We start from the raw sequence: 21,751 nt of genomic DNA, 5'->3' as shown, positions 1-21,751 counted from the left end.
GATGCGCCGCGGCTGGGGAGACCGCTGGCAGAAGCTGCAGTTGTTGGCGCGGCCACGGCAGCCCGAAGCCTTGCCGCGCCGGCTCGACCGGCGCCGCATCTACGTGCTGCCCACCCGCTTCGGCATGTTCGTGACCACGCTGCTGGTGGCGATGTTGCTGGGCGCACTGAACTACAACAACAACCCGGCACTGCTGCTGGCGCTGCTGTTGGCCACCGTCGCGATCGCCAGCACCATCAGCGCGCACTTGCAGTTGTCCGGGCTGCAGATCGATGCGGTGTCGGCCGAACCAGTGCATGCCGGCCAGCCGATGCGGCTGCGGATCAGCCTGTCGCGGCCCGACGCACGCGCACGACGCGGGCTCGAACTGGCCCTTGATCGGGCGGTGGCCTTCGGCCATCTACTGGACACCGACCAGGTCGAAGTGGACCTGATGCTGCCCACCGTGCGACGCGGCTGGCTCGATCTGGCACGCATCCGCATCTCCACTACCCAGCCGCTGGGCCTGGTGCGCGCCTGGTCGTGGGTCTGGCCCGAAGCACCGCTGCTGGTCTACGCCGCCCCCGAACTCCAGGCGCCCGCCCTGCCGGAAAGTGGCGGCGACCCGCTGCATACCCGCGTGCATGCCAGCGGCGATGAACTGCATCAACTGCGCCCCTACCGCGCGGGCGACCCGCCGCGCAGCATCGCCTGGAAGCACTCGGCCCGGCGCGACACGCTGCTGGTGCGCGAGTATGAAAAACCGGTCGGCGTGGACGTGCTGCTGGACTGGCGACAGCTGGCCGCGCTGCCGGTCGAAGCACGCATCGCGCGGCTGGCACGCTGGGTGGACCTTGCCGAGCGCGATGGCCGCCGCTACACCCTGCAGCTGCCCGGGCAGCCGGTACTGGGGCCGGGAAATGGCAGCGCCCACCACCACCTGTGCCAACGCGCACTGGCGCTGATGCCGCATGGCTGAGCCCACGTCCCCCACCCTGAGCCCCAGCGCGCGGCGCTGGACCCTGGCCAGCGCCGGCCTGGGCCTGGTGCCGCTGCTGCTGCAGTTGCCTGACCTGCTCGCCGCCATCATCGCGCTGGTCGCGCTGGTCACCGCCCTGGCGGCCCGCCAACGCGTGCTGCCTGCCGTGCTGCGCCTGGCACTGGTGCTGTGCATGCTGGCCGCCATCTACTGGCAGATGGGCGCGCGCCCCGGCCGCGATACCGGCTGCGCATTGCTGGCGGCCATGCTGGCACTGAAATCCAGCGAACTGCACAGCCTGCGCGATGCCCGCAGCCTGCTGGGATTTGCCCTGTTCGCACCGTTCGCGGCCTTCCTGCTCGACCAGGGGCCGTTGACCATGGCGCTGGCCGTGCTGGCCGCGCTTACCGCCCTGCTCGCATTGCAGCGGCTGGCCCATGCCGAAGGCCAGGCGCCCAGCCCGCGCCTGGGCGGCCAGCTGCGCGGCGTCGGCCGTCTGGTCGCACTTGGCCTGCCGTTGGCGCTGGCCGGCTTCTGGCTGTTCCCGCGCCTGAGCGAGCCGCTGTGGGGCATTCCCGACCGGGCAGTGGGCAAGCCGGGCCTGTCCGACCGCATGGAACCGGGGCAGTGGCTGGACCTGATGGCCGACGACGCGCCCGCCCTGCGCGTGACGTTCTTCGGCGCGGTGCCGGCGCCCGAGCAGCGCTACTGGCGCGGCCCGGTGATGAGCCGCTTCGATGGCCGCAGCTGGACCCGGGATCAGGACGCCCGGCAGCGCCCCCCCGCCGCCGTCACCTCGGGCACGCTGCGCTGGGACTACCAGATCGATTACGAGCCCACCGACCGCCGCCAGCTGGTGGCGCTGGACCTGCCGCTGCAGGCCCCGCCAGGCAGCGCGCTGGATGCCGACCACAGCCTGCGCAGCCGCAGCAACCTGAGCACCCTCACCCGCTGGCGCCTGCAGTCCGCCCCACCCAGCCGCTACCGCGACGCACTGCGTCCGTACGAGCGCCAGCAGGCCCTGCAGTTGCCGGACGGCTTCAATCCGCGCACGGCCGCCCTGGCCCGGCAGTGGCGCGCCGACGCCGGCAACAACGATGCGGCCATCGTGGCGCGCGCGCTGGACTGGATCCGCGCCCGCTTCGCCTACAGCCTGACCACGCCGCTGCCCGGTCGCGATGGCGTGGACGAGTTCCTGTTCGACCAGCAGGTTGGCTTCTGCCAGCACTTCAGCTCGGCCTTCGTGGTGCTGATGCGCAACGCCGGCATTCCCGCGCGCGTGGTCACCGGATTTGCCGGCGGCGTGCGCAACCCCTACGGCAATTACTGGGTGGTGCGGCGCATGGATGCCCATGCCTGGGCCGAAGTATGGTTGCCCGAGCGCGGCTGGGTGCGCGTGGACCCGACCGCCGCAGTCGCCCCCGAGCGCATCTACGACACCCTGGAAGACCGGCTGCAGGGCAGCGGCGACGTCACTCTGCAGAGCCGCTGGCTGCAGCTTGGCCAAGCCACCGATTGGCTGCGCCGGGGCTGGAACGACCTGGTGCTGTCCTTCGATGCCGATCGCCAGCAGCGCATGCTCCGCCCGCTGGGCATCGACAAGCTGGAGCCGGCGCAGCTGATTGCCGTTTTCACGGTCTTCGCGCTGGCCACGCTAGGCTGGATGGCGTGGCTGCTGGGCCGTGGCGAACGCGAGCGCGACCCGCTGTTGCGCGCCTGGCACCGGCTGGGGCGGCGCTACGCCCGGCTTGGCCTGGCGCGTGACAGTGCCGAGCCAGCGGATCGCTGGGCCCGGCGCGTCCACCAGCAGCGGCCCGACCCGGCGCTGTTGTCGCTCAGCAGCCGTTTCGTTCTCGCGCGCTACGCTGGCGCGGACGTCGACCTCACTTCATTATTGCGCGACCTGCGCAGGCATCGCCCGTCCTCCGGAGCATCCCCATGAAGATCCAGATTCTGCTTCCCCTCGCTGCTTCGCTGGCGCTGGCCGCCTGTGCGACCGCCCCCAAACCGCTGCAAGGCCAGTTCAGCATGGTCAGCCCGCGCGATGCGGTGCCCACCCAGCAGGTGGGTACCCCGGTGCGCTGGGGTGGCCGCATCATCGAAACCAATCCGGCCCAAGGCCAGACCTGTTTCCAGATGATCTCGCGCCCGCTCAACGGCAGTGGCCGCCCGAGCACCACCTCGGCCGACGCCAGCGACGGCCGCTTCGTCGCCTGCCGCGCCGGCTTCTACGACCCGGCGGTGTTCGAGCCGGGCCGCGATGTGACCTTCATCGGCAAGATCGCCGGGTACGAGAACACCCGCATCGGCGAGTACGACTACCGCCTGCCCAAGCTGGACGCCGATGTCATCTACCTGTGGCCGGAACAGCGCCAGGTGGACGTGGTGCCGGCTTACCCGTACGGGCCGTGGGGTCCGGGCTGGGGCCCGGGCTGGGGCTACCGCGGCTGGGGCTGGTGGTAATCGGGTAGATACCGACCGTTGGTCGGTGTGCCTTGCAAAAAAAGCCGCCCAAAGGGCGGCTTTTTTTGTTGCACCGTGGACCAACCCCCAACGGACACGCCGATGAGGTAGAGCCACCCCATGGGTGGCTGCCCTTGGATCCGGCGCCGCGCAGCCACCCATGGGGTGGCTCTACCCCCTCAGGGGTTCGGCGTGCCGAAGTGGCCCAGCGGTGCGCCGGCCAGCAGGTGCAGGTGGATGTGGAACACGGTCTGCCCGGCGTCTTCGCGGCAGTTCATGACGATGCGGTAGCCGTTCTGGGCGAAGCCTTCGCGACGGGCGTACTCGGCCGCCGCCAGCGCCAGCTTGCCGATCAGGTGCGCCTGCGCGGGCTGCACGTCGTCCAGGGTCGGAATGGCGTCGTTCTTGGGAATGAAAAGAACGTGCACCGGTGCCTGCGGGGCGATGTCCTTGAAGCCGAGCACATCGTCGTCTTCATAGACGATGGTCGCCGGGATTTCGCGGCGGATGATTTTGCCGAACAGGGTGTCTTGGCTCATGGGGCGCCTCTCTGGAACACGGGCTAGGAGAGTAGCGCGGATGCGCCGCCGGTTTCGACGGGTGCGGCGGGGTGCAGGCGAGGTGCGGTCCGCGCGGCCTGCCGACCAACGGTCGGCTCTACCCTGCTGGCGCGGCGCGATTGCCCGGGGTCATTCCTGGATTTCGGTGCGCGTGCCGAACGCGTGCGACAGCGTGCCGCGATCCACGTATTCCAGCTCACCGCCCAGCGGCAGGCCCTGGGCCAACCGGCTGGGGCGCACCTTGTGCGCGCGGGCCAGCTGCGCCAGGTAATGCGCGGTGGCTTCGCCTTCCACCGTGGCGCTGGTGGCGATGATCAGCTCCTGCACCTCGCCCTGCTTCAGGCGGGCCTCCAGCTGGTCCAGGCCGAGCTCGCGCGGGCCCACGCCGTCCAGCGGCGACAGCCGCCCCTGCAGCACGAAGTACACGCCACGGAAACCGGTCGCATGTTCGATCGCCAGCCGGTCGGCGGGCGATTCCACCGCGCACAGCTGCTGCCGCTCACGGCTGCCATTGGCGCACACCGCGCAGGTCTCGGTCTCGCTGAAATCGCGGCACTGCACGCAATGGCCGATGCGTTCGATCGCCTTGGCCAGCACCTCGGCCAGCTTCTGCCCGCCCACACGCTCGCGCTCCAGCACGTGGTAGGCCATGCGCTGGGCGGTTTTCTGGCCGACGCCCGGCAACACACGGAAGGCCTCGATCAATTGTTCGAGCAGGGGCAGGCTCATGGCGATGGGCTCATCTCAGAAACGAACGCGCGAAGCCCGAAGGCTTCGCGTCGTGGTCACCCCACCGGTACCGGGCGCGGGCCCGGCACCTGCGGTGGGTCAGAACGGCAGCTTCATGCCCGGCGGCAGCTGCATGCCCGCCGTGGCCGAACCCATGCGGTTCTTCGATTCGGCGTCGATCTTGTTGGACGCATCGTTGAAGGCGGCCGCGACCAGGTCTTCGGTCATTTCCGCATCGCCCAGGATGGACGGATCGATGCGCACCTTGCGGCACTCCTTGGTGCCGGTCAGGGTCACGCTGACCATGCCACCGCCGGCGCTGCCGGTGACTTCCAGCTTGGCGAGGTCTTCCTGGGCCTTCTGCAGGTTTTCCTGCATCTTCTGGGCCTGCTGCATCAATTGGGCGATGTTGCCGCGCATGTCGTGTTACTCATCAAAAGGACGGATGGAATCGGTCACGACCCGCGCGCCGTGCTGCTGGATAAGCACCTGCACCTGCGGGTCGGCCATGAAGGCGGCTTCGGCCGCCTGTTGCCGCTCGCCACGCTGGCGGTCGGAACGCTGGTGCAGCGTTTCGGCCTCGGCGTTGCCATGTTCGATCACGATCCGCGGGGTCTGCCCCAGCGGGCCGGACAGCGCATCGGTCAGCGCTGCCAGCGAACGGTCCGAACACAGATACTCAAATCCGGGCGATACCGCCAGTTTCAAGATGCCGTGCTGAAAACTGATGAACGCCGCGTGAGCCGCCAGCTGCCGCGAGGGGCCGTTGAGCTGGCTCTGGGCAACCAGTTCCAGCCAGGCTTCGGGCGAGGCCAAGGCGATGGGCGCAGCAGCGCCCGCCTCGGCGGCAGGCGCCGAAGGCGCAATGGCGATGCCCTGCGGGCGCGCCACGGCAGCCGGCGCCACCACCGGGGCCGGGGCCGGTGCGGCGGGACGCGCCGGCGGCGCCTCCCACGGGGCCACCATGGCCGCATCGGGGCTGGCCAGCTCGGCGGCCAGCGCCTCGTCACGCGCCTCGGCACCGGACGGGTGCCACGGCGGCAGGTCGTCTTCCGGCGCCGGCTCGGCGGCCGGGGGCGGGGTCGGCCGGGCGCTTTCCGGCGCCGCAGCCGGGGCGGCCACGGCGGCGGCCACGGCCACTACCGGCGCCACCGGGGTGACGCTGGCTGCGGCCGGTACCATCCGGGCAACCGGCGCAGCCGCCGCGGCCACAGGCGCCGCGGCCATGCCGCTGCCCTGGGCGGGGCTGCCGGCGCCGTTGTTCAGCTCGGTGCCGGTACCCGGATCGCGCGGCACCGGCGGTACCGCGGCAGCCGGACGGAATGCCAGCATGCGCAGCACGGCCATTTCGAAGCCCGCACGCGGGCTCGGGGCCAGGTACAGGTCGCGCCGGCCACCCAGCGCCATCTGGTACCAGAGCTGCACCACTTCCGGGCGCAGCCGCTGGGCGAACGCCGCAGCATCGATACCCTCGCCGTCGGACTGCGCGCCCGGCACCAGCTGCTGCACCTGGATGCGGTGCAGGGCCTCGGCCAGCGCCTCGAGCACGCCACTCCAATCCGGCGAGAACTCGGCCAGCGCGGCGACCACCTGCAACAGGCGCACGCCGTCGCCATCGGCCAGAGCGTCCAGCATGGCGGCCACCTGGGTGCGGTCGACCGTACCCAGCATGGTGCGCACCACGTCTTCCCGCAGCGCGCCGCCCGCGTAGGCAATAGCCTGGTCGAGCAGCGACAGGCCATCGCGCAGGCTGCCGTCGGCCGCCTTGGCCAGCTGCACGATCGCGGTCGGGTCGGACTCGATCTCCTCGGCGGCCAGGATCCGGGTCATCTGGCCCTGGATCTGGTCTTCGTCCAGCCGCTTCAGGTTGAACTGCAGGCAGCGCGACAGCACCGTCACCGGCAGCTTCTGCGGGTCGGTGGTGGCCAGCAGGAACTTCACGTGCTCCGGCGGCTCTTCCAGCGTCTTCAGCAGCGCATTGAACGCCGCCTTGGAGAGCATGTGCACTTCGTCGATCAGGTAGACCTTGTACTTGCCCCGCGAGGGCATGTACTGGGCGTTCTCGATCACCTCGCGGACGTCATCCACGCCGGTGTTGGACGCGGCATCGATCTCGAGCAGGTCGATGTAGCGCCCGGCATCGATATCTAGGCAGGCCGGGCACTGGCCACACGGGTCGGCGCTGGTGCCCTGCTCGCAGTTCAGCGATTTGGCGAAAATACGCGCGATGGTGGTCTTGCCCACCCCGCGGGTACCGGTAAACAGGAACGCATGGTGCACCCGGCCGCTGTCCAGCGCATTGCTGAGCGCACGGACCACGTGTTCCTGGCCCACCAGCTCGGCAAAACGCTTCGGACGCCACTTGCGGGCAAGGACGAGATAGGACATCAGGCCACCGTCTTCATCGGGACGTCCATTGTGCCACGCCTGTCCAGCCCCCCTGCCCTCCGTCTCGTGCCGCTTGTGCGTTTGCGATTCCCCCGCTAGAATCTGCGCCCCTGCAGCGGGTTATCGCAGCAGGTCCGGAGAGGTGTCCGAGCGGTTGAAGGAGCACGCCTGGAAAGTGTGTAAGCGTCTAAACCGCGCTTCGGGGGTTCGAATCCCCCTCTCTCCGCCACACACATGAAAAGGCCGCCCTACGGGGCGGCCTTTTTTTTTGCGCGACGCAAAAGAATCCCCGGTAGAGCCCCCCCCATGGGTGGCTTTGGTTCCCGGCGCGCAGCCACCCATGGGGTGGCTCTACCCCGTTTGCGCAGTGCAGCCACCCATGGGGTGGCTCTACCCCGCCGGCATAGCAACGGGCGACGCCGATCCCCACCCCGTCACGGCAACATGCTCCAGTGCACCTTGCCACGATGGCCCTTGCGCAGGCACAAGGCGCGCGCGGGAAAGGCCACGACGGTGCCGGTGTCACCCACGGCCACCTCGCCGGGATGCAGGGTCCAGCGCGCGTCCGGCCCCGGTGGCGGAATATCGAAGCGGATCATGATGGCCTGGTTGAGGTCTCCGCCCTGGCGCGGCCCCCAGATGACATCGCTGTTGAGGTCGAGCCGGCGCGCGTCGTACCGGGCCGGGCGGCGCTGGCGGGCGCTCAAGGCCGTGCTGAATCCGCGATACAACGCCGGATCGGCGGCGATGCGCTGGCCGTCTTCCCGCACCAGATACGCGCCCGCCGAGGAGTACCACAGCAGCACCGGCGCTTCGCCCGGGCCCCACACGGTCGGCGCATAGGCACCGTGCTGGCGCGTGTCGTAGCGCCGCCGTCCTGCATTGCTCGCGCTCAGCGCCAGCCACACCACGTTGTCCTCCTGGCCCGGCGCGGTCTCCACCAGCCAGTAGTCCAGCACCAGCGCGATGTCGCGTGCCGGCTGCCCCGCCAGCGCCGGCAGCGTCGCCTGAACCGGCGCCTGACCCACCGTGTCGCAGACCACGGCCGTGTCCTTGACCACGTACGTGCACCCCGACACCGACGCTGCCAGCACCACGCAGGCGGCGATCTTCGCTCTGAACATTCCGGCCTCCTGCCTCACTGTCCGCCCCGATGGTAGCGCGGCGGACCAACAGCGGGTTCCGTGGCACAGTCGTGCTACCCCGTCACTGCCTGCAGTCCCATGTCCACGATCCGCGCCTTCACCGCTGCCGATGCACCCGCCTGCCTGGCCATCTTCGATGGCAACGTGCCGCAGTTTTTCGGCGTGCATGAACGTGCGGATTTTTCCAGCTACCTGCAGCAACCCGCGCGATCTGCGGACTATCTGGTGATCGAACGCCACGGCCAGGTGGTGGCCTGCGGTGGAGTGGCGATAGACGATGCGCTGACCGCCGCGTTCTGCTGGGGCATGGTCGACTACACCGTGCACCGGCAGGGGTTGGGCCGTGAACTGGCGCAGGCGCGCCTGCAGCAGGCACGCGCACGTGGCGCGCGCCGCGTGGTGTTGAGCACCAGCCAGCACACCTGCGACTTCTATGCCGCGCTGGGGTTCGTCATCACCCGGGTCGTGACCGATGGCCACGGCCCGGGCCTGGACGCGGTGGACATGCAACGCATGCTGCCACTGGAGTGAGCACCAAAGGACTCAGGTGCTCGACAGCTTCATCAGCACCAGCCCGCTCACGATCAGTACCGCCGCGGCGATGCGCATCGCACTCACCTGCTCGCCCAGGAACGTGATGCCGATGACGAACGCACCCACCGCGCCAATACCGGTCCAGATCGTGTACGCGGTACCCAGGGGCAAGGTGCGCATGGCCAGCGACAACAGCCAGAAACTGGCGATCATGGTGACCAGGGTGATGATGGTGGGGGTGAGTTTGCTGAAGCCGTCGGACTGCTTCATCGCGAACGCCCAGACAATTTCCAGTACGCCGGCTGCCAACAGATAAATCCAGGCCATGTGGCCCTCCTTTGATAGGGGCCAGGCCGTCCTGGTCAGTGTGTCCCGCTGCGGGGGAGGCCGTTCCTCCTGCGGCGATTCTAGCAACGCCGCACCACCGCCGGCGTCTGCGGTGTCGCCGCTGCTCACGGCGTTCAGCCCCGGGCTACCGCCGATTCAGCCACGCAGGCGCGCGGCGGGCGTGGCATCCTGACCCGCCCTGGCACAGGAATGCCCGCATGACGCTCGATTCGACGCTCGCCCCCTGGCTGGAACAGGCGCTTCAGTCGCCACTGCCCGACGAGGTGGTGGGCCTGTCATTCAACCTCAGCGAAGGTGCGGTCGGCGACGATGCCGGCTTCTGCATCGAACTGGTCGGTACCGACCGTTTCGACGCGGGCGACAGCGACTGGCCCTGCGATGAAATCTGGGCGCCGCCGCAACGCGAGATCGAGCTGCCGTATGCACTGACCGGCCAACGCTGGGAAGTGTGTCTGGTGGCGGTGCGCGGTCAGTTGCTGCAGGCCCTGGCCACGCCCCGCTTCGGCCCGCGCCTGACCGCGCAGGTGCAGGGCATCGGCCTGGGCTTTGTAGATGGCGACCTGCAACTGCTCTGGCGGCGTGCCGGCTGAGTAGCGCGCCGCTGGCACTGCACGCGGCGCATGCGCTAGAATGCGCGACTGCACTGCGGGGCTGTCCCTGCACTGCACCTCCGGCACCCGCTGATTTCGATCACCCGGTGCCTGGAACGTCTCTATGGTGGCCCCGTCGGCCCCTCGCGACGCTAGGTCGAAAATCCCGCCAGGGCCGGAAGGCAGCAACGGTATCGATCGACGCGGGCGCCGAGGTCAGCCGGCGGGGCCGCCACCTTTTTGGGCCCCTGCCATCGCGCACGTACCGCCGACCGTTGCTCGGCTGCCCTCAACGCGCCCCGGATATCGACGTCAGCCGACCAACGGTCGGCTCTACGCCGCGGGCGTGCCCTGGTGGAACAGCACGCGCCACGCCGTGCCGTGCAGCCGCCATAGCGAACTGCGCAGCACCGTGCGCTGGCGCACCCCGTCGACCACATACCAGCTGCGATAGCGCACCTGCGCCACGGTCGGGGCCAGCAGGGCAACGCGGTAGTCGTCCGAGACGATCTCCACCACGGCGCGCTCGGCGGGAATCTCGACCAGCGCGGCGGCGCGCCCGTAACAGCTGCCCGAGCTGCCGATTTCGCTGAAATCCGGATCGAGCAGCGCCTCCAGGCGCGCGGCATCGGCACGCACCACCGGGTCATGCAGGGCGCGCTCGAGCGCTTCCAGGTGGGCGGCCAGCGCGGCGGTGTCCGTCGCCGTCGCCATGTTCAGGGCGGATCCTGCGTCAGCACGTGCAGGGCGGTCGGCGCGGCCAGCGCCACGCATTCGCCCGGCAGCGCCACGCGATGCCCGCGCTGGCGCAGCGCGGCGCCATCGGCCTCGCTGGCGTAGTGGTACAGCATCATCCGCGCCTGCAGCTCACGGCTGTACTCACGCTCCAGGTCGTCCACGCCGGTGTGCGACGGGTTGCCGTGCAGGCCGCAGTCGTGCGCGATCAGTTCGTTGTCGTCGGCGTAGCGGGCCAGCATTTCCGGAATCGGGCGGGTATCGCCGCTCCAGGTCACCGCGCCCTTGAGGCGCAGGCCATAGGCGGTTTCCGGCCAGTGGTGGCGCACCGGGAACACTTCCAGGCGCACCCCGTCGTGCCAGAACGCGTCGCCGACCACGATCAGCTGGAAGGCGTCCCAGAAGTTGGCGCCGCCCTCGGCCAGCACGTTGGGATAGTCGGCCACGCGCTTGTGCAGCAGCGGCACCACCGTGGCCGGCACATACACGCGGATGCGCCCGCGCCGGTGTGGCGAAAAATACGCATCCACGAACAAGCGCTCGAAACCGGCCACGTGGTCCAGGTGCACATGGGTGACGAACAGTGCCTGCGGCACCTGCCCGTAGTGCGCCAGGAAGGCGGTCAGGCCTTCGCCACCGCAGTCGATGGTGAGCCAGGGCCGGCCGTCACGCTCGATCACCGCCATCGGCGAGCCCAGCTGCACGGCCGACGCATTGCCGACCCCCATGAAGCGCAGTGCCCAGTCCATCAGTAGCCCCGGTTCCAGGCCAGGTCGTAGGCGCGGCGCAGCCGTGCGTAGTCTTTTTCCACGTCTTCCACGCTGCGCTCGCCGCGAAGCTTGAGCAGCGACCGCAGCAGGCGCTTGAGGTTGCGCTCGCGCCAGCGCGTGGCCGGAATGCGCTGCACGCCGCGGTCGAAGTCGATCAACCAGCCGTGGCCGTTGGCATCGAACAGGATGTTGTGTGCGTTGAGGTCTGCATGGTCCAGCCCGGCGCGGTGGAAGCGCGCGATCAGCCGGCCGGTTTCTTCCCAGGGCGCGCCGCGCCCGGCCACCAGCGCGCGGTCGGCCAGCGAGCGCACGCCTTCCAGCCGCTCCATCAGGATCGCGGCGCGGTAACGCATGCCCTCGCGCATGTAGAACGCGGCGATCGGGCGCGGTACCGGCAGCTTCAGCGCGCGCAGGGCGCGCATCAGGCGGAATTCGGCAAAACTGCGGGTGCGGTCGGCACCGCGCCACAGGTAGGCGTCGCGGCTCAGCTTGGCCGCCATGCCGCCGCGCAGGTACTGGCGCAGCACGCATTGGCCGAAGGGCGCATCCACGAACCAGGCCCCGCCGCGGCCGCCATCGCCGACCGGCCGCGCCCGTTCGGCCCAGTGGGCCGGCGAGAACAGCTCGATCTCGGCTTGCCGCAGCCGTTCGCGGTCGAACAGAATGGCACCCAGTCCGCGTCCATCACGGCAGGGCGTCAGCGCTTCATTGGCGTCGAATGCGACCATTCCTTCGAGTCTAACAACACCATGGCACCAACGTCCTCTTCCTTGTGTCTTTTGCGTTTGTCCGCCCTGGGCGATGTCACCCACGTGGTGCCGCTGGTGCGGACCCTGCAGCAGGCCAGGCCGGGCACGCCGCTGCACTGGATCATCGACAAGGCCGGGCACAAACTGCTCGATGGCTTGCCCGGGGTGGTGTTCCACCCGTACGACAAGAAGACCGGCCTGGCTGGCATGCGGGCGCTGAAGGCCACCTTCCCGCCCGGCCGTTTCGAAGCGCTGCTGCAGATGCAGGTGGCCTTCCGTGCCAATGTGCTGTCGGCGTTCGTCCCGGCCGTGCGCCGCATTGGCTACGACAAGGCGCGCTCGAAGGACCTTCACGGGCTTTTCATCAATGAACGCATTCCCGACCGCCCCGGCATCCACGTGCTCGACGCGATCGGCAGCTTCGGCGAACCGCTGGGGATCGTGCAGACCCAGGTCAGCTGGGACCTGGCCGTACCGCCTGCCGCGGTGGAATGGGCGCAGGCCCAGTGGCAGGACGATGGCCGCCCGGTATTGATGATCTCGCCCTGCTCCAGCCACGTGCGCCGCAACTGGTACGCCGACCGCTACGCCGCGGTGGCCAACCATGCCACCGCGCGCGGCTGGCGGGTGGTGCTGTGCGGGGGCCGCAGCGAACTGGAGCGCGGCATGAGCGATGCCATCCTGGCCCAGCTGGATACCCCGGCACTGGACCTGGTCGGCAAGGACACGCTGAAACAGCTGCCGGCGCTGCTGGCGCGCGCCGCGCTGGTGATGACCCCGGACTCGGGCCCGATGCACATCGCCAACGCGGTGGGCACCAAGGTGCTGGGCCTGCACGCGGCCAGCAACCCGCACCGCAGCGGCCCCTATTCGGACCGGCGCTACTGCGTGGACCGCTACGACGATGCCGCGCGCAAGTATCTGGGCAAACCGGCCAGTGCGCTCAAGTGGGGCACGAAGATCGAATTCGACGACGTGATGCAGTTGATCACGGTGGACGACGGAATTGCCGCGTTCGAGCGCTACGTGGCCGATCACCGGCCTGCGTAGCCGGTAGTGCCGGCCGCTGGCCGGCAACATCCTCCGACGTCAGGTGATGCGGGGTTGCCGACCAGCGGCCGGCACTACCACCTGCGCATCGCAGGCCGACGGAGTTACGCGCCCTTGGGTGCGTAATCCTTGTACGACTTCTCTTCCACGTAGCCCGAGCCCAGCGCCAGGTTGATGGCCTTCTTGATGCGGGCGCGTTCGTCGTTCTGCAGGTACACGCTGCGGGCCAGCGCGACGAAGTCCTCGTTGAAGGCCTGCGCCTTGTCCTGCAGGCGGATGTTGTCCTCGATGTCCCACAGGCGCTCGTTGACCGCCTTCAGGTCGGCACGCAGGCGCGCGATGTCCTTCACTGCGGCCGGGTGCGCCATCCAGGTCTTGTCCAGCGCGCTCAGCTCGGCGTGGATGTTGGCCAGCTTGGCCGCATCGTCGATGCGCTCGGATTTGATCTGCAGGATCGAGATCTTGTCCAGCAGCTCGCCAAAGGACACGGGAACAAGGATTTCAGCGGTCATGGGGGCCATCCGTTACGTGAGGCCGCCAGTTTAACGGACCCGGCATTCAACTCACGCCAAACGGTCCGTCTGCGTCGCCCACCAGAACCCCACCCGCCGCGGCCTCCCTTCCCCGCCCTTCCGTCCGCTTCACCCCACACATCCTTTCTGGAGCAGCAAGCCCCTCTGTTGAGGGGCTGCCCCGACAGGGGCGGGGAGAGGCAGGCAAAGGGACGGGCCCAAACGCTGCACAGCAGCGTTTGGGGCGACGGCGCGCAGCGCCGTCGCATCCCGCGCTAGCGTGCGCCCCCCCCCCGCATTGCCTCACCTGCGGCTGGATCGAACCTGGGTCGAGGGTGGCCGCGTCATTGCCGGGATTGCTGGGCCCATCCATGGGCCCAGCCCTTCCGCGCTGCGCGCTCCAGGGCCAGACGTTCGTCTGTCCGGATTCGTTCCAGACGAATCCGTCGAACCCCGGCGCTGCTTCGCCTCAGCCCCTCTCCGCCAGACACGCAAAAAAGGCCACCCAATGGGCGGCCTTTTTTGCGTGTCTGGCGGAGAGGGGGGGATTCGAACCCCCGAGGCGCTATAAACGCCTGCCTGATTTCGAGTCAGGTACATTCAACCGCTCTGCCACCTCTCCAGATGGTCCCGGCGAACCGGGACGCGAATGATACGGGCAGGACGCGCTGACGACAAGTCATTCCGCACGCGGGAAGTGAATTTCTTCTGTATGGATACCTTGCCGGATGTCCGGCGGGCCGCGATCATGCCGTTATCCCCCGCAACGTCCCTTTGGCTGCAGCCCACCCATGATCGAATTCGGACATCTCACCCACCCCGGCCTGCGCCGTGACCTCAACGAGGACACCTACTACGGCGATGGCGAACTGGCGTTGTGGCTGGTGGCCGATGGCATGGGCGGGCACGCCTGCGGCGAAGTGGCCAGCGCGCTGGCACGCGAGACCATCGTGCGCGAGATCCGCCACGGCGCGACGCTGGCGCACGCCATCCGGGTGGCTGATGAAGAGATCATCCGTACCTCGCGCCGCCGCAACGACAGCCTGCCGATGGGCACCACCGTGGTGGCCGCGCGGGTCCAGGGCAACCGGTACGAGGTGGCCTGGGTCGGCGACAGCCGCGCCTACCTGTGGCGCGACGGCCAGCTGGCCCAGCTCAGCCAGGATCACAGCGTGGTGCAGGAAATGGTGGCCCAGGGCAACCTGACCGCCGAGCAGGCGCGTGCCCATCCGCACCGCAACGTGGTGACGCAGGCGCTGGGGGTGACCGACCCGGCGCATCTGAACGTGGCCACCACCACCGGCGAACTGCGCCCGGGCATGCAGCTGCTGCTGTGCAGCGACGGGCTCACCGAGGAAGTCGAGGACACCGGCATCGCCCGCACCCTGGCCTTCGATGACGCCAGCGCGCAGGAATGCGTGGATACCCTGGTGGCGGCCGCGCTGGATGGCGGCGGGTCGGACAACATCACCGTGATCCTGGTGCGCTGCCATTGATTGACCCCGGTCACGACCAACGATCGTGACCTGCCGTTTCATCGCATGAGTGGATCACGACCGTTGGTCGTGATGCCCTCACGCCACCGCTTCTTCCACCTTCGGGCCATCCCAGATGGCATGGCCGGCCTTCTTGCGCAGCTTGGCCAGCCGCGCTTCATGCGCTTCCAGCTCGGACGCCGTGGCCACCACGCGCGGGCGCGGCAGCAGGCGCGAGGTATCGAAGGCCTGCGCATGCGCGGTGCCGCGCTGTCCGTCGTCGGCCGAACCAAAGCCGATTTCCTCCTGGCCCGAGGTCAGCGCGATGTACACATCGCCCAGGATCTGCGCATCGAGCAGGCCGCCGTGCAGCTGGCGGTGCGCGTTGTCCACGCCCAGCCGCTTGCACAATGCGTCCAGCGAGTTGCGCTGGCCGGGGAAGCGCTCGCGCGCCATCTTCAGCGTATCGATCACCGTGCAACGGTCGGTGATCTTGCCGTACTGGTCCCCCAGCAACGACAGCTCGTTGTCGAGGAAGCCGATGTCGAACGCGGCGTTGTGGATGATCAGCTCGGCGCCATCGATGAAGGCGAGGAACTCCTCGGCGATCTGCGCGAACACCGGCTTGTCGGCCAGGAACTCCAGGGTCAGCCCGGTGACTTCCTGCGCGCCCTGTTCGAATTCACAGTCCGGCTTGATGTACTGGTGGTAGTTGTTGCCGCTGGGACGGCGTTCAAGCAGTTCCACACAGCCGATTTCGACGATGCGGTTGCCCTTCCGCCATTCCAGGCCGGTGGTTTCGGTATCAAGAATGATCTGACGCATGGGCTCAGTGTACCGGGCCGGCGGCGCGGATCCGGATCGCGGCGTCGCGTGCCAGCTGGTCCACGCGTTCATTGTCGGGGTCGCCGGAATGGCCCTTCACCCAGCGCCAGTCGATGGTATGCATCAGCGTGGCCGCATGCAGGCGTTCCCACAGTTCGCGGTTCTTGACCGGGTCGCCGCCGGCGGTCTTCCAGTTCTTGCGGATCCAGCCCGGCATCCACTGGGTCAGGCCCTGGCGGACGTACTGCGAGTCGGTGAAGAGGACGATGTTGCACGGCTCGGTCAGCGCTTCCAGCCCGGAGATGGCCGCCATCAGCTCCATCCGGTTGTTGGTGGTATGCGCTTCGCCACCGCTCAGTTCACGCTCGTGCGCGTTGTAGCGCAGCAATGCCGCCCAGCCACCGGGGCCGGGATTGCCGAGGCAGGAACCGTCGGTGTGTATTTCAATTGTTTTCATTGCAGTCCAGATCAGGTCGCCACGGTACCGGCCCATCGACGGACCGGCAGCGGCGTAGGTCCCGGCAGGGCCGGGGTGCGTTTCTCGGCGGTGAACAGGCAGGCCGCGCGCAGGGGCGCGAAGCTGCGCTGGCCCGGGGCGCGGTCACGCCACATCGGCCCCAGGTAGCTCAGCCCGTCACAGCTCAGGCCGGCCTGCTCCAGGGTGTGCCGCAGCCGCTGCGGGCTGCGCACGACCAGGCCATGCTGGCGCCACTGGCGGCGGTAGGGGCTGAACGGGTTGAGCGTGGACAGCCACAACCGGCCACCGGGCATCAGCACCCGCTCGCACTCGCCGATCAGCTGCTCGGCATCGCGGGCGGTCACGTGCTGCAGCACGATGGCGTTGACGCTCTCGTCCGGCAGCGGCAGCGGCAGGCCACAGCGGGTGTCGCCGGCGAAGCCTGCGCCGTCGCGGTGCAGGCGCAGTCCGCGCCCGGGAAGGTCCGGCAGGGCCGCCCAGGCGGCTGTGGGCGCCACCCACAGCCACGGGGTGACCGGGCGCTCGGCCAGCAACGGCATCAGCCGCTGGAATTCCAACTGGCACAGCACATGTGCCGGTTCAGTATCAAACCAGGATGCGACTGACGCTTGACGGGGGCTCGGCGTGGCGGGCATGGTCCAATTCTATGCGACTCACTGCCCTACCCGCATTTGCGGACAACTACATCTGGGCGCTGGTCGCCGATGACGGCCAGGCGGTCGTGGTCGACCCCGGCGACGCCGGCCCGGTTCTGGCTGCCGCAACGCAGCAGGGATGGACCCCCACGGCGATTCTGCTCACCCACCACCACAACGACCATATCGGCGGCGTGGCCGCCCTGCAGGCCCGGTATCCGGGGCTTGCGGTGTATGCACCGGACGATCCGCGCATCCCGATGGCCACCCATCGGGTGGCTGAAGGTGAATGCATTCAGGCAGCGGGCCAAAGGTTCCACGTAGTATCCGTGCCCGGCCACACCCGGTTCCACATCGCGTTTCACACCGCTGAACACCTTTTCAGTGGCGATGCGTTGTTCAGCCTGGGCTGTGGCCGCATGTTCGAAGGTACGCCGTCCCAGCTGCTGGCATCCCTGCACAAGCTGGCGTCCCTGCCCCCGCACCTGCTGTTGTGCTGCGGGCACGAATACACCGTGTCAAATGCCGTCTTCGCGCGGCATGTCGACCCCACCAACGCTGCGTTGCTGCAGCGCCATGAGGAGGCCCTGGCCATGCGCCGCGATGACCGTCCTACGCTGCCCGTGTCACTGGCCAGCGAGCTCCACTGCAATCCGTTCCTGCGTACCGGAACGCCGTCGATCCAGCAGGCCGTCAGTGCCCACCTGGGTCGCCCCGTCACCGATGAAGTCGATGTCGTCGCAGGCTTGCGCGGCTGGAAAGACGGATTCGGTACATGAGCCGGCGATTGTTGCCGCTCGCGCTCGGCCTGGCACTGTCCCTGGCCGGCGGCGCGAGCGCCCAGTCGTTGAGTGCGGGAATGTCGCAGAACGTGGCCGGGCTTTCCCAGCTGCCCCTGGACCCCGCCGCCCTGCCGCCGGTCTCGGTGCGCAACGGGCAGGAGATCTTCGCCAGCTTCCGCGATGGCCTGGCCGAACCCACCTGCAACGCCGAGGCCACCAGCCCGCGGTGGCAGAAGCAGTTCGCGCACGCCCCGTCACGGCTGGCCAATACCGATGACGATGCCCTGGTGCTGTTTGGCTACGTGGTCGAAGAACTGCGCCGGTCCAACCTGCCCACCGAATTCGCGCTGATTCCGTTCGTGGAAAGCGGCTACCGGCCCAATGCCCGCAATGGCAGCGGCCCGGCCGGGTTGTGGCAGTTCATCGCCACCACCGCCAAGAACCACCGCGTCCAGATGACCCCGGGGTACGACGGCCGCCTGTCCGCGGTGGATTCCACCCAGGCTGCGGTGCGGTACCTCAAGACCCTGCACGGCATGTTCGGGGGCGACTGGCGCCTGGCCACCATGGCCTATAACGCCGGCGAGTACCGGGTGCTGCAATCGCTGCGCAAGGCCGGCATGAACGCGCAGAACGCGCGCCCGGCCGAATTGCCGGGGCTGTCGCCTATTACCTATGCTTACGTCGAGAAGCTGCACGCGCTGGCCTGTGTGCTGGAAAACGCCGAAACCAAGCCCGGCGTGATGGCCTCGCTGGATCGCACCGTGCCGGTGCTGAAGGGTCACACCCTGCCCGCGGGCACCAGCGTCCAGCAGTGGGCCGCACAGCGCTCGCTGGACCCGGCGCGGATTGCCCGGCTCAACCCGGCCCTGGCGAGCGGCAGCGGCCGTCCCAGCGGCCAGGTGACGGTGCTGGCCCCGGCCACGCACGCGCCGGTCGACGCCAGCGCCGCTGTGATGGCCGCCGTGGCCGCCGTGGAGTCCCCGGACCGCACCGAGACCGCGCCGACCGCCAAGGCCAGCGCGCCGACCGCGCGCGCGGCCCGCACCGTGGCCAGCAGTGCCGACCGGCCACGCAACCGCCGCCACACCGTACGTGACGGCGAGTCGCCGTGGACCATCGCGCGCCGCTACGGGATGCCGCTGAAGGCGCTGTTGTCGCTGAACGGGCTCACCGGCAGCAGCGTGCTGAAGCCCGGCGCGGTGTTGCGCGTCGAAGATTGATACGCCACGCCGGCCCCGGCCGGCCTGATCGTTTCCATGCGGTACCCACGATGCCCGGCCTTGCCGGGCATCGTCGTTTTCGGCGCCGGCATGCTGCGGATCTGCCGCGGACGGCAGCGCCGGTTCGGGTCATGCCGACATCGCGCTGATCGGCTGGGTCGGCCGTCGGCTGGGGCGCGACCCTACCGGGCCACCCTGCGTGCAGGTCATCTGGTGCGGCCGACAGGCTGTCGTACCGGCCTCGGCCCAAAGCGCGGTGGCGGCGTGACCACCGCTGGACGGTGCGTGGGGCGTCGGGCCGGCCCCACAACGCAGAAGGCCCGGCAATGCCGGGCCTTCTGCTGCCGCTGCAACCGGATCGGTTACAGGTTGGCTTCTTCGGTCTGCACCTTGTAGTGCTTGCGCATGGCGTCGATGTAGGCCTTGGCGGCGGCCATGCCATCGATCTGGTTGAGCTGATCGGTGAAGGCCTTCTTCTGCTCCGGCTGGATCTCGGCCAGGTTGCCCGGATTGACCTTGTTCACCGCGAAGACCAGGTAACGGCCCTGCATGGCGACCTTGCCGTAACTCGGCTTGCCGTCGGCCGGCAGTGCCGCGCTGAACACCGCGCGGTTGATTTCCGGGGTCGGCACCGGCTGGGTACGCGGCAGGCCCGGCAGCGGGGTCACCTGCAGCTTGTCACTGGCGGTCAGCGCCTGCAGGGTCTGGCCGGCCTTGAGCTTGGCCAGCACCGCATCGGCGGCCTTCTCCGACGCCACGCGGACACGCTCGCCACGGATGGCGGCAATCACCTGGTCACGCGCCTTGGCGAGCGGCATCGCCTGTTCCGGGCTGTGCTCGGTGACGCGGATCATCACGTTGTGGTTCGGCTCCAGTTCGATCGGGTCGCTGACCGTGCCGTCCTGGGTAAGCACGTCGGAGAACGCGGCGCGCAGCACGGCCGGGTTGGCGGCGATGCCACTGGCGGTGGTGCGGGTGAACGGCCCCAGGGTCTGGACCGGCAGGCCCATGTCCTTGGCCGGGCCTTCCAGCGAGGTCGGGTTCTTGTACACCAGGTCGACCAGGCGGCCGCTCAGGTCGGTGAACGCACGCTCGTTGTCGGCCTTGAGCGCCTCGGCGGCCAACTGGTCGCGCACGTCTTCGAACGGACGGCCTTCGCCCCCCTTCTTTTCGCGCAGCAGCAGCACGTGGTAGCCGAAGTCGGTCTTGACCGGGCCGGTCACTTCGCCGGCCTGCATGTTGAACAGCGCGTCCTCGAACGGCTTCACCATTGCGCCGCGCTCGACCCAGCCCAGATCGCCACCGTGTTCCTTGGAACCGGGGTCTTCGGAGTTGGCCTTGGCCAGGGCGGCGAAATCGGCACCGGGCTTGCGCGCGTCGGCGGCAATGCGGGTGGCCTTTTCTTCGGCGGCCTTGAGCTTGGCCGGGTCGCTGCCATCGGCGGCGATCAGGATGTGGGAGGCCAGGCGCTGTTCCGGGGTGGCAAACCGCGCCTTCTCGTCTTCATAGCGCTTGCGCAGGGCCGCTTCGTCGGCCGGGGCGGCCGCCGGCAGGTTCGCGCCGTTGATTTCCACGTATTCCAGCGAGACGGTTTCCGGCTGGCGGAAATCCTTGGTGTGGCTGTCATACCACTGCTTGATCTGCGCGTCGGTCACCTCGGCGGTGTCGGCCGGCAGCTCCGGCAGCGCGGCCAGTTCGACGTCGCGGGTTTCGCCCAGCAGCTTGAGCAGGCGCTCGGCTTCGGCGGCGGTGGCAAACCCGGACACCTGCAGCGCCGACGGAATCACCGACTGCTGGATGCTTTCACGCACCAGGGCCTCGAACTGGGTCGGGGTACGCGGCGGGTTGCCACCGGCCAGCGCAAGGCGATACTGGTTGTCGTTGAACTTGCCGTCCGCGCCGATGAAGGCCGGGATCGCGGCGATGTATTCGCGCACGGCGTTGTCGCCGATCACGATGCCGGACTGTTCGCCGGCCAGGCGCACGACCTGTTCGTCGATCATCTGGTCGAGCACGGCCAGCTTGTTTTCGGTGCTTTCAAATTCGCGCGGGTCGAAGTTCTCGCCCTGCTCCTGGCGCGCCTGCTGGCGGGCCTGCTCGAAACGCACGCGGAAATCCTGCGAGCTGATCTCGTGGTGCTGCCACAGGAACGACATCGGCCACCACGACGGCGCCGAGCGCCACCAGGTCGGCGGTGCCGCCACCTTGGCCACGTTCTGCGCACCCACGCCACCGAGGTAGCTGGAGTCGATCACGAACAGGAACGGAATCATCAGCAGCCCCAGGATCACGGTAACGATCCAGCCCGAGGTCTTGTCGCGAAGTTTCTGCAGCATGGGAAAAATCATGGCCTGAGTGGCGAGCCGGGCAGTGTAACCCGCTTCCGGCGTGGCTCCAAAACCATCGCAGGCAGGCGCGGCGCCGCCATTGCAACGGCTGCGGGCCGCCGGATGTCGCCATCACATTGATCACAGGCGGGCATGACGCACTTGACGCCGTCGCGGCAGACACACCGGTTCCTTCGGCCATCGGCGTGGCGGGAGCAGAGCGTGCTCTGCCTCTTTTCGGGCGCGGTGGCTGGCGGATCGGGCGCTGGGGCCCATGCCCTTTCCGGCGAATGTCCTCCGGCGTCGGCCTGCGGCCGCCCCCTCCCCCTTTACTTCGCCTCCAAGGGCATGGGCCCCAGCGCCCGACCCACCAACGGGAGCCAGAGATGCCTCGCTTCGGGGCTATCCGCATGCCGAGCCCCGTAGCGGCCGGTAGGCCCCTGGGCAAAGTAAAGGAGGAGGCCGCCAGGCCGGG

23 protein-coding genes, 2 tRNA genes and 1 other RNA gene are annotated in these 21,751 nt (G+C 68.8%); 11 read left to right on the top strand and 15 right to left on the bottom strand.

The features are described from left to right. Window position 1 precedes the first annotated feature (1 nt). The 3 genes from ABIA71_RS16790 to ABIA71_RS16780 are packed head-to-tail and all read left to right on the top strand — an operon-like array spanning window position 2 to window position 3,421. Window positions 2-958, top strand: a complete 957-nt coding sequence (locus ABIA71_RS16790) for a DUF58 domain-containing protein (RefSeq protein WP_354286669.1) — start codon at window positions 2-4, stop codon at window positions 956-958. Continuing rightward, on the top strand, window positions 951-2,900 hold the full coding sequence (locus ABIA71_RS16785) for a transglutaminase TgpA family protein (protein WP_354286667.1): 1,950 nt from the start codon (window positions 951-953) through the stop codon (window positions 2,898-2,900). The genes ABIA71_RS16790 and ABIA71_RS16785 overlap by 8 nt, the downstream gene beginning before the upstream one ends. After that, window positions 2,897-3,421: a Slp family lipoprotein gene (locus tag ABIA71_RS16780; protein ID WP_128096756.1), complete on the top strand. Its 525-nt coding sequence runs from the start codon at window positions 2,897-2,899 to the stop codon at window positions 3,419-3,421. Before ABIA71_RS16785 ends, ABIA71_RS16780 begins: the two co-directional genes overlap by 4 nt. Before the next feature lie 179 nt (window positions 3,422-3,600). Here ABIA71_RS16780 and ABIA71_RS16775 read toward each other — a convergent pair whose 3' ends face one another. The 4 genes from ABIA71_RS16775 to dnaX form a co-directional block, all read right to left on the bottom strand. Continuing rightward, entirely contained in the window at window positions 3,601-3,960 is a 360-nt protein-coding gene (locus ABIA71_RS16775) for a histidine triad nucleotide-binding protein (protein WP_354286665.1), read from the bottom strand. A 150-nt stretch (window positions 3,961-4,110) separates the two neighbouring features. Continuing rightward, window positions 4,111-4,710, bottom strand: a complete 600-nt coding sequence (gene recR, locus ABIA71_RS16770; RefSeq protein ID WP_038690108.1) for a recombination mediator RecR — start codon at window positions 4,708-4,710, stop codon at window positions 4,111-4,113. 99 nt (window positions 4,711-4,809) lie between these two features. Continuing rightward, window positions 4,810-5,130: a YbaB/EbfC family nucleoid-associated protein gene (locus tag ABIA71_RS16765; protein ID WP_038690110.1), complete on the bottom strand. Its 321-nt coding sequence runs from the start codon at window positions 5,128-5,130 to the stop codon at window positions 4,810-4,812. A gap of 6 nt (window positions 5,131-5,136) precedes the next feature. Further along, window positions 5,137-7,098 (bottom strand): DNA polymerase III subunit gamma/tau, encoded by a 1,962-nt coding sequence (dnaX, locus tag ABIA71_RS16760; RefSeq protein ID WP_354286663.1) that lies wholly within the window; start codon window positions 7,096-7,098, stop codon window positions 5,137-5,139. A gap of 136 nt (window positions 7,099-7,234) precedes the next feature. Between dnaX and ABIA71_RS16755 the strand changes: the two genes are divergently transcribed. Continuing rightward, a tRNA-Ser gene (locus ABIA71_RS16755) sits at window positions 7,235-7,327 on the top strand. Between the two features lie 205 nt (window positions 7,328-7,532). On the opposite strand, the gene ABIA71_RS16750 is transcribed toward ABIA71_RS16755, so the two are convergent. Continuing rightward, on the bottom strand, window positions 7,533-8,222 hold the full coding sequence (locus tag ABIA71_RS16750) for a hypothetical protein (RefSeq protein ID WP_354286661.1): 690 nt from the start codon (window positions 8,220-8,222) through the stop codon (window positions 7,533-7,535). Window positions 8,223-8,321: 99 nt separating this feature from the next. Here ABIA71_RS16750 and ABIA71_RS16745 point away from each other — a divergent pair, with 99 nt between their 5' ends. Continuing rightward, complete coding sequence (locus ABIA71_RS16745; protein ID WP_354286659.1) at window positions 8,322-8,774, top strand: GNAT family N-acetyltransferase; 453 nt, start codon at window positions 8,322-8,324, stop codon at window positions 8,772-8,774. Window positions 8,775-8,786: 12 nt separating this feature from the next. Here ABIA71_RS16745 and ABIA71_RS16740 read toward each other — a convergent pair whose 3' ends face one another. Beyond that, window positions 8,787-9,104, bottom strand: a complete 318-nt coding sequence (locus ABIA71_RS16740) for a DMT family transporter (protein WP_141059295.1) — start codon at window positions 9,102-9,104, stop codon at window positions 8,787-8,789. Window positions 9,105-9,322: 218 nt separating this feature from the next. On the opposite strand from ABIA71_RS16740, the gene ABIA71_RS16735 reads away from it, so the two are divergent. Beyond that, the gene (locus ABIA71_RS16735) at window positions 9,323-9,715 is read left to right on the top strand and encodes a hypothetical protein (protein WP_354286657.1); all 393 of its coding nucleotides are present in this window, start codon (window positions 9,323-9,325) and stop codon (window positions 9,713-9,715) included. A 133-nt stretch (window positions 9,716-9,848) separates the two neighbouring features. Beyond that, window positions 9,849-9,945: signal recognition particle sRNA small type (gene ffs, locus ABIA71_RS16730), an RNA gene on the top strand. A 103-nt stretch (window positions 9,946-10,048) separates the two neighbouring features. Here the strand turns inward: ffs and ABIA71_RS16725 are convergent. The 3 genes from ABIA71_RS16725 to ABIA71_RS16715 are packed head-to-tail and all read right to left on the bottom strand — an operon-like array spanning window position 10,049 to window position 11,948. After that, window positions 10,049-10,429 carry a nuclear transport factor 2 family protein gene (locus ABIA71_RS16725; RefSeq protein ID WP_354286655.1) on the bottom strand — a complete coding sequence of 127 codons (381 nt, stop codon included), beginning with the start codon at window positions 10,427-10,429 and terminating at the stop codon, window positions 10,049-10,051. Between the two features lie 2 nt (window positions 10,430-10,431). Continuing rightward, on the bottom strand, window positions 10,432-11,199 hold the full coding sequence (locus ABIA71_RS16720; protein WP_354286653.1) for an MBL fold metallo-hydrolase: 768 nt from the start codon (window positions 11,197-11,199) through the stop codon (window positions 10,432-10,434). Beyond that, window positions 11,199-11,948 (bottom strand): 3-deoxy-D-manno-octulosonic acid kinase, encoded by a 750-nt coding sequence (locus ABIA71_RS16715; RefSeq protein ID WP_128096764.1) that lies wholly within the window; start codon window positions 11,946-11,948, stop codon window positions 11,199-11,201. The genes ABIA71_RS16720 and ABIA71_RS16715 overlap by 1 nt, the downstream gene beginning before the upstream one ends. Before the next feature lie 21 nt (window positions 11,949-11,969). On the opposite strand from ABIA71_RS16715, the gene ABIA71_RS16710 reads away from it, so the two are divergent. Further along, window positions 11,970-13,019 (top strand): glycosyltransferase family 9 protein, encoded by a 1,050-nt coding sequence (locus tag ABIA71_RS16710; RefSeq protein WP_354286651.1) that lies wholly within the window; start codon window positions 11,970-11,972, stop codon window positions 13,017-13,019. Window positions 13,020-13,123: 104 nt separating this feature from the next. On the opposite strand, the gene ABIA71_RS16705 is transcribed toward ABIA71_RS16710, so the two are convergent. Both ABIA71_RS16705 and ABIA71_RS16700 read right to left on the bottom strand, forming a co-directional pair. Then, window positions 13,124-13,531: a DUF6165 family protein gene (locus ABIA71_RS16705; protein ID WP_128096766.1), complete on the bottom strand. Its 408-nt coding sequence runs from the start codon at window positions 13,529-13,531 to the stop codon at window positions 13,124-13,126. A gap of 531 nt (window positions 13,532-14,062) precedes the next feature. Further along, window positions 14,063-14,153, bottom strand: a tRNA-Ser gene (locus ABIA71_RS16700). A 169-nt stretch (window positions 14,154-14,322) separates the two neighbouring features. Between ABIA71_RS16700 and ABIA71_RS16695 the strand changes: the two genes are divergently transcribed. After that, window positions 14,323-15,027, top strand: a complete 705-nt coding sequence (locus ABIA71_RS16695) for a PP2C family protein-serine/threonine phosphatase (protein WP_038690130.1) — start codon at window positions 14,323-14,325, stop codon at window positions 15,025-15,027. 78 nt (window positions 15,028-15,105) lie between these two features. Here ABIA71_RS16695 and dnaQ read toward each other — a convergent pair whose 3' ends face one another. Genes dnaQ through ABIA71_RS16680 form a run of 3 tightly spaced genes read right to left on the bottom strand, consistent with a single transcriptional unit; the run spans window position 15,106 to window position 16,944 of the window. Further along, window positions 15,106-15,831: a DNA polymerase III subunit epsilon gene (gene dnaQ, locus ABIA71_RS16690; RefSeq protein WP_354286649.1), complete on the bottom strand. Its 726-nt coding sequence runs from the start codon at window positions 15,829-15,831 to the stop codon at window positions 15,106-15,108. A 4-nt stretch (window positions 15,832-15,835) separates the two neighbouring features. Continuing rightward, on the bottom strand, window positions 15,836-16,288 hold the full coding sequence (gene rnhA, locus ABIA71_RS16685; protein WP_128096569.1) for a ribonuclease HI: 453 nt from the start codon (window positions 16,286-16,288) through the stop codon (window positions 15,836-15,838). Window positions 16,289-16,299: 11 nt separating this feature from the next. Further along, window positions 16,300-16,944 carry a methyltransferase domain-containing protein gene (locus tag ABIA71_RS16680; protein WP_128096570.1) on the bottom strand — a complete coding sequence of 215 codons (645 nt, stop codon included), beginning with the start codon at window positions 16,942-16,944 and terminating at the stop codon, window positions 16,300-16,302. A gap of 11 nt (window positions 16,945-16,955) precedes the next feature. Between ABIA71_RS16680 and gloB the strand changes: the two genes are divergently transcribed. Together gloB and ABIA71_RS16670 are read left to right on the top strand one after the other, a co-directional pair. Beyond that, window positions 16,956-17,723 (top strand): hydroxyacylglutathione hydrolase, encoded by a 768-nt coding sequence (gene gloB, locus ABIA71_RS16675; RefSeq protein ID WP_128096571.1) that lies wholly within the window; start codon window positions 16,956-16,958, stop codon window positions 17,721-17,723. Further along, window positions 17,720-18,949, top strand: coding sequence for a lytic transglycosylase domain-containing protein (locus ABIA71_RS16670; RefSeq protein ID WP_354286646.1), 1,230 nt, complete (start codon window positions 17,720-17,722; stop codon window positions 18,947-18,949). The genes gloB and ABIA71_RS16670 overlap by 4 nt, the downstream gene beginning before the upstream one ends. Before the next feature lie 362 nt (window positions 18,950-19,311). Here ABIA71_RS16670 and ABIA71_RS16665 read toward each other — a convergent pair whose 3' ends face one another. After that, a complete protein-coding gene (locus ABIA71_RS16665) occupies window positions 19,312-21,285 on the bottom strand; it encodes a peptidyl-prolyl cis-trans isomerase (RefSeq protein ID WP_354286644.1) in 1,974 nt (657 codons plus the stop codon). Window positions 21,286-21,751: the final 466 nt, after the last annotated feature.

Origin of the sequence: Stenotrophomonas sp. 2619 (genome assembly GCF_040548725.1) — a bacterium.
Classification (GTDB): domain Bacteria; phylum Pseudomonadota; class Gammaproteobacteria; order Xanthomonadales; family Xanthomonadaceae; genus Stenotrophomonas; species Stenotrophomonas maltophilia_AP.
This window is presented reverse-complemented; position numbering and strand designations above follow the sequence as displayed.

Bases quoted from the DNA above. Each gene is read 5' to 3' on its own strand.
- ABIA71_RS16790 (WP_354286669.1), top strand. From the start codon at position 2: ATGCGCCGCGGCTGGGGAGACCGCTGGCAGAAGCTGCAGTTGTTGGCG.
- ABIA71_RS16785 (WP_354286667.1), top strand. From the start codon at position 951: ATGGCTGAGCCCACGTCCCCCACCCTGAGCCCCAGCGCGCGGCGCTGG.
- ABIA71_RS16780 (WP_128096756.1), top strand. From the start codon at position 2,897: ATGAAGATCCAGATTCTGCTTCCCCTCGCTGCTTCGCTGGCGCTGGCC.
- ABIA71_RS16775 (WP_354286665.1), bottom strand. From the start codon at position 3,960: ATGAGCCAAGACACCCTGTTCGGCAAAATCATCCGCCGCGAAATCCCG.
- recR (WP_038690108.1), bottom strand. From the start codon at position 4,710: ATGAGCCTGCCCCTGCTCGAACAATTGATCGAGGCCTTCCGTGTGTTG.
- ABIA71_RS16765 (WP_038690110.1), bottom strand. From the start codon at position 5,130: ATGCGCGGCAACATCGCCCAATTGATGCAGCAGGCCCAGAAGATGCAG.
- dnaX (WP_354286663.1), bottom strand. From the start codon at position 7,098: ATGTCCTATCTCGTCCTTGCCCGCAAGTGGCGTCCGAAGCGTTTTGCC.
- ABIA71_RS16750 (WP_354286661.1), bottom strand. From the start codon at position 8,222: ATGTTCAGAGCGAAGATCGCCGCCTGCGTGGTGCTGGCAGCGTCGGTG.
- ABIA71_RS16745 (WP_354286659.1), top strand. From the start codon at position 8,322: ATGTCCACGATCCGCGCCTTCACCGCTGCCGATGCACCCGCCTGCCTG.
- ABIA71_RS16740 (WP_141059295.1), bottom strand. From the start codon at position 9,104: ATGGCCTGGATTTATCTGTTGGCAGCCGGCGTACTGGAAATTGTCTGG.
- ABIA71_RS16735 (WP_354286657.1), top strand. From the start codon at position 9,323: ATGACGCTCGATTCGACGCTCGCCCCCTGGCTGGAACAGGCGCTTCAG.
- ABIA71_RS16725 (WP_354286655.1), bottom strand. From the start codon at position 10,429: ATGGCGACGGCGACGGACACCGCCGCGCTGGCCGCCCACCTGGAAGCG.
- ABIA71_RS16720 (WP_354286653.1), bottom strand. From the start codon at position 11,199: ATGGACTGGGCACTGCGCTTCATGGGGGTCGGCAATGCGTCGGCCGTG.
- ABIA71_RS16715 (WP_128096764.1), bottom strand. From the start codon at position 11,948: ATGGTCGCATTCGACGCCAATGAAGCGCTGACGCCCTGCCGTGATGGA.
- ABIA71_RS16710 (WP_354286651.1), top strand. From the start codon at position 11,970: ATGGCACCAACGTCCTCTTCCTTGTGTCTTTTGCGTTTGTCCGCCCTG.
- ABIA71_RS16705 (WP_128096766.1), bottom strand. From the start codon at position 13,531: ATGACCGCTGAAATCCTTGTTCCCGTGTCCTTTGGCGAGCTGCTGGAC.
- ABIA71_RS16695 (WP_038690130.1), top strand. From the start codon at position 14,323: ATGATCGAATTCGGACATCTCACCCACCCCGGCCTGCGCCGTGACCTC.
- dnaQ (WP_354286649.1), bottom strand. From the start codon at position 15,831: ATGCGTCAGATCATTCTTGATACCGAAACCACCGGCCTGGAATGGCGG.
- rnhA (WP_128096569.1), bottom strand. From the start codon at position 16,288: ATGAAAACAATTGAAATACACACCGACGGTTCCTGCCTCGGCAATCCC.
- ABIA71_RS16680 (WP_128096570.1), bottom strand. From the start codon at position 16,944: ATGCCCGCCACGCCGAGCCCCCGTCAAGCGTCAGTCGCATCCTGGTTT.
- gloB (WP_128096571.1), top strand. From the start codon at position 16,956: ATGCGACTCACTGCCCTACCCGCATTTGCGGACAACTACATCTGGGCG.
- ABIA71_RS16670 (WP_354286646.1), top strand. From the start codon at position 17,720: ATGAGCCGGCGATTGTTGCCGCTCGCGCTCGGCCTGGCACTGTCCCTG.
- ABIA71_RS16665 (WP_354286644.1), bottom strand. From the start codon at position 21,285: ATGCTGCAGAAACTTCGCGACAAGACCTCGGGCTGGATCGTTACCGTG.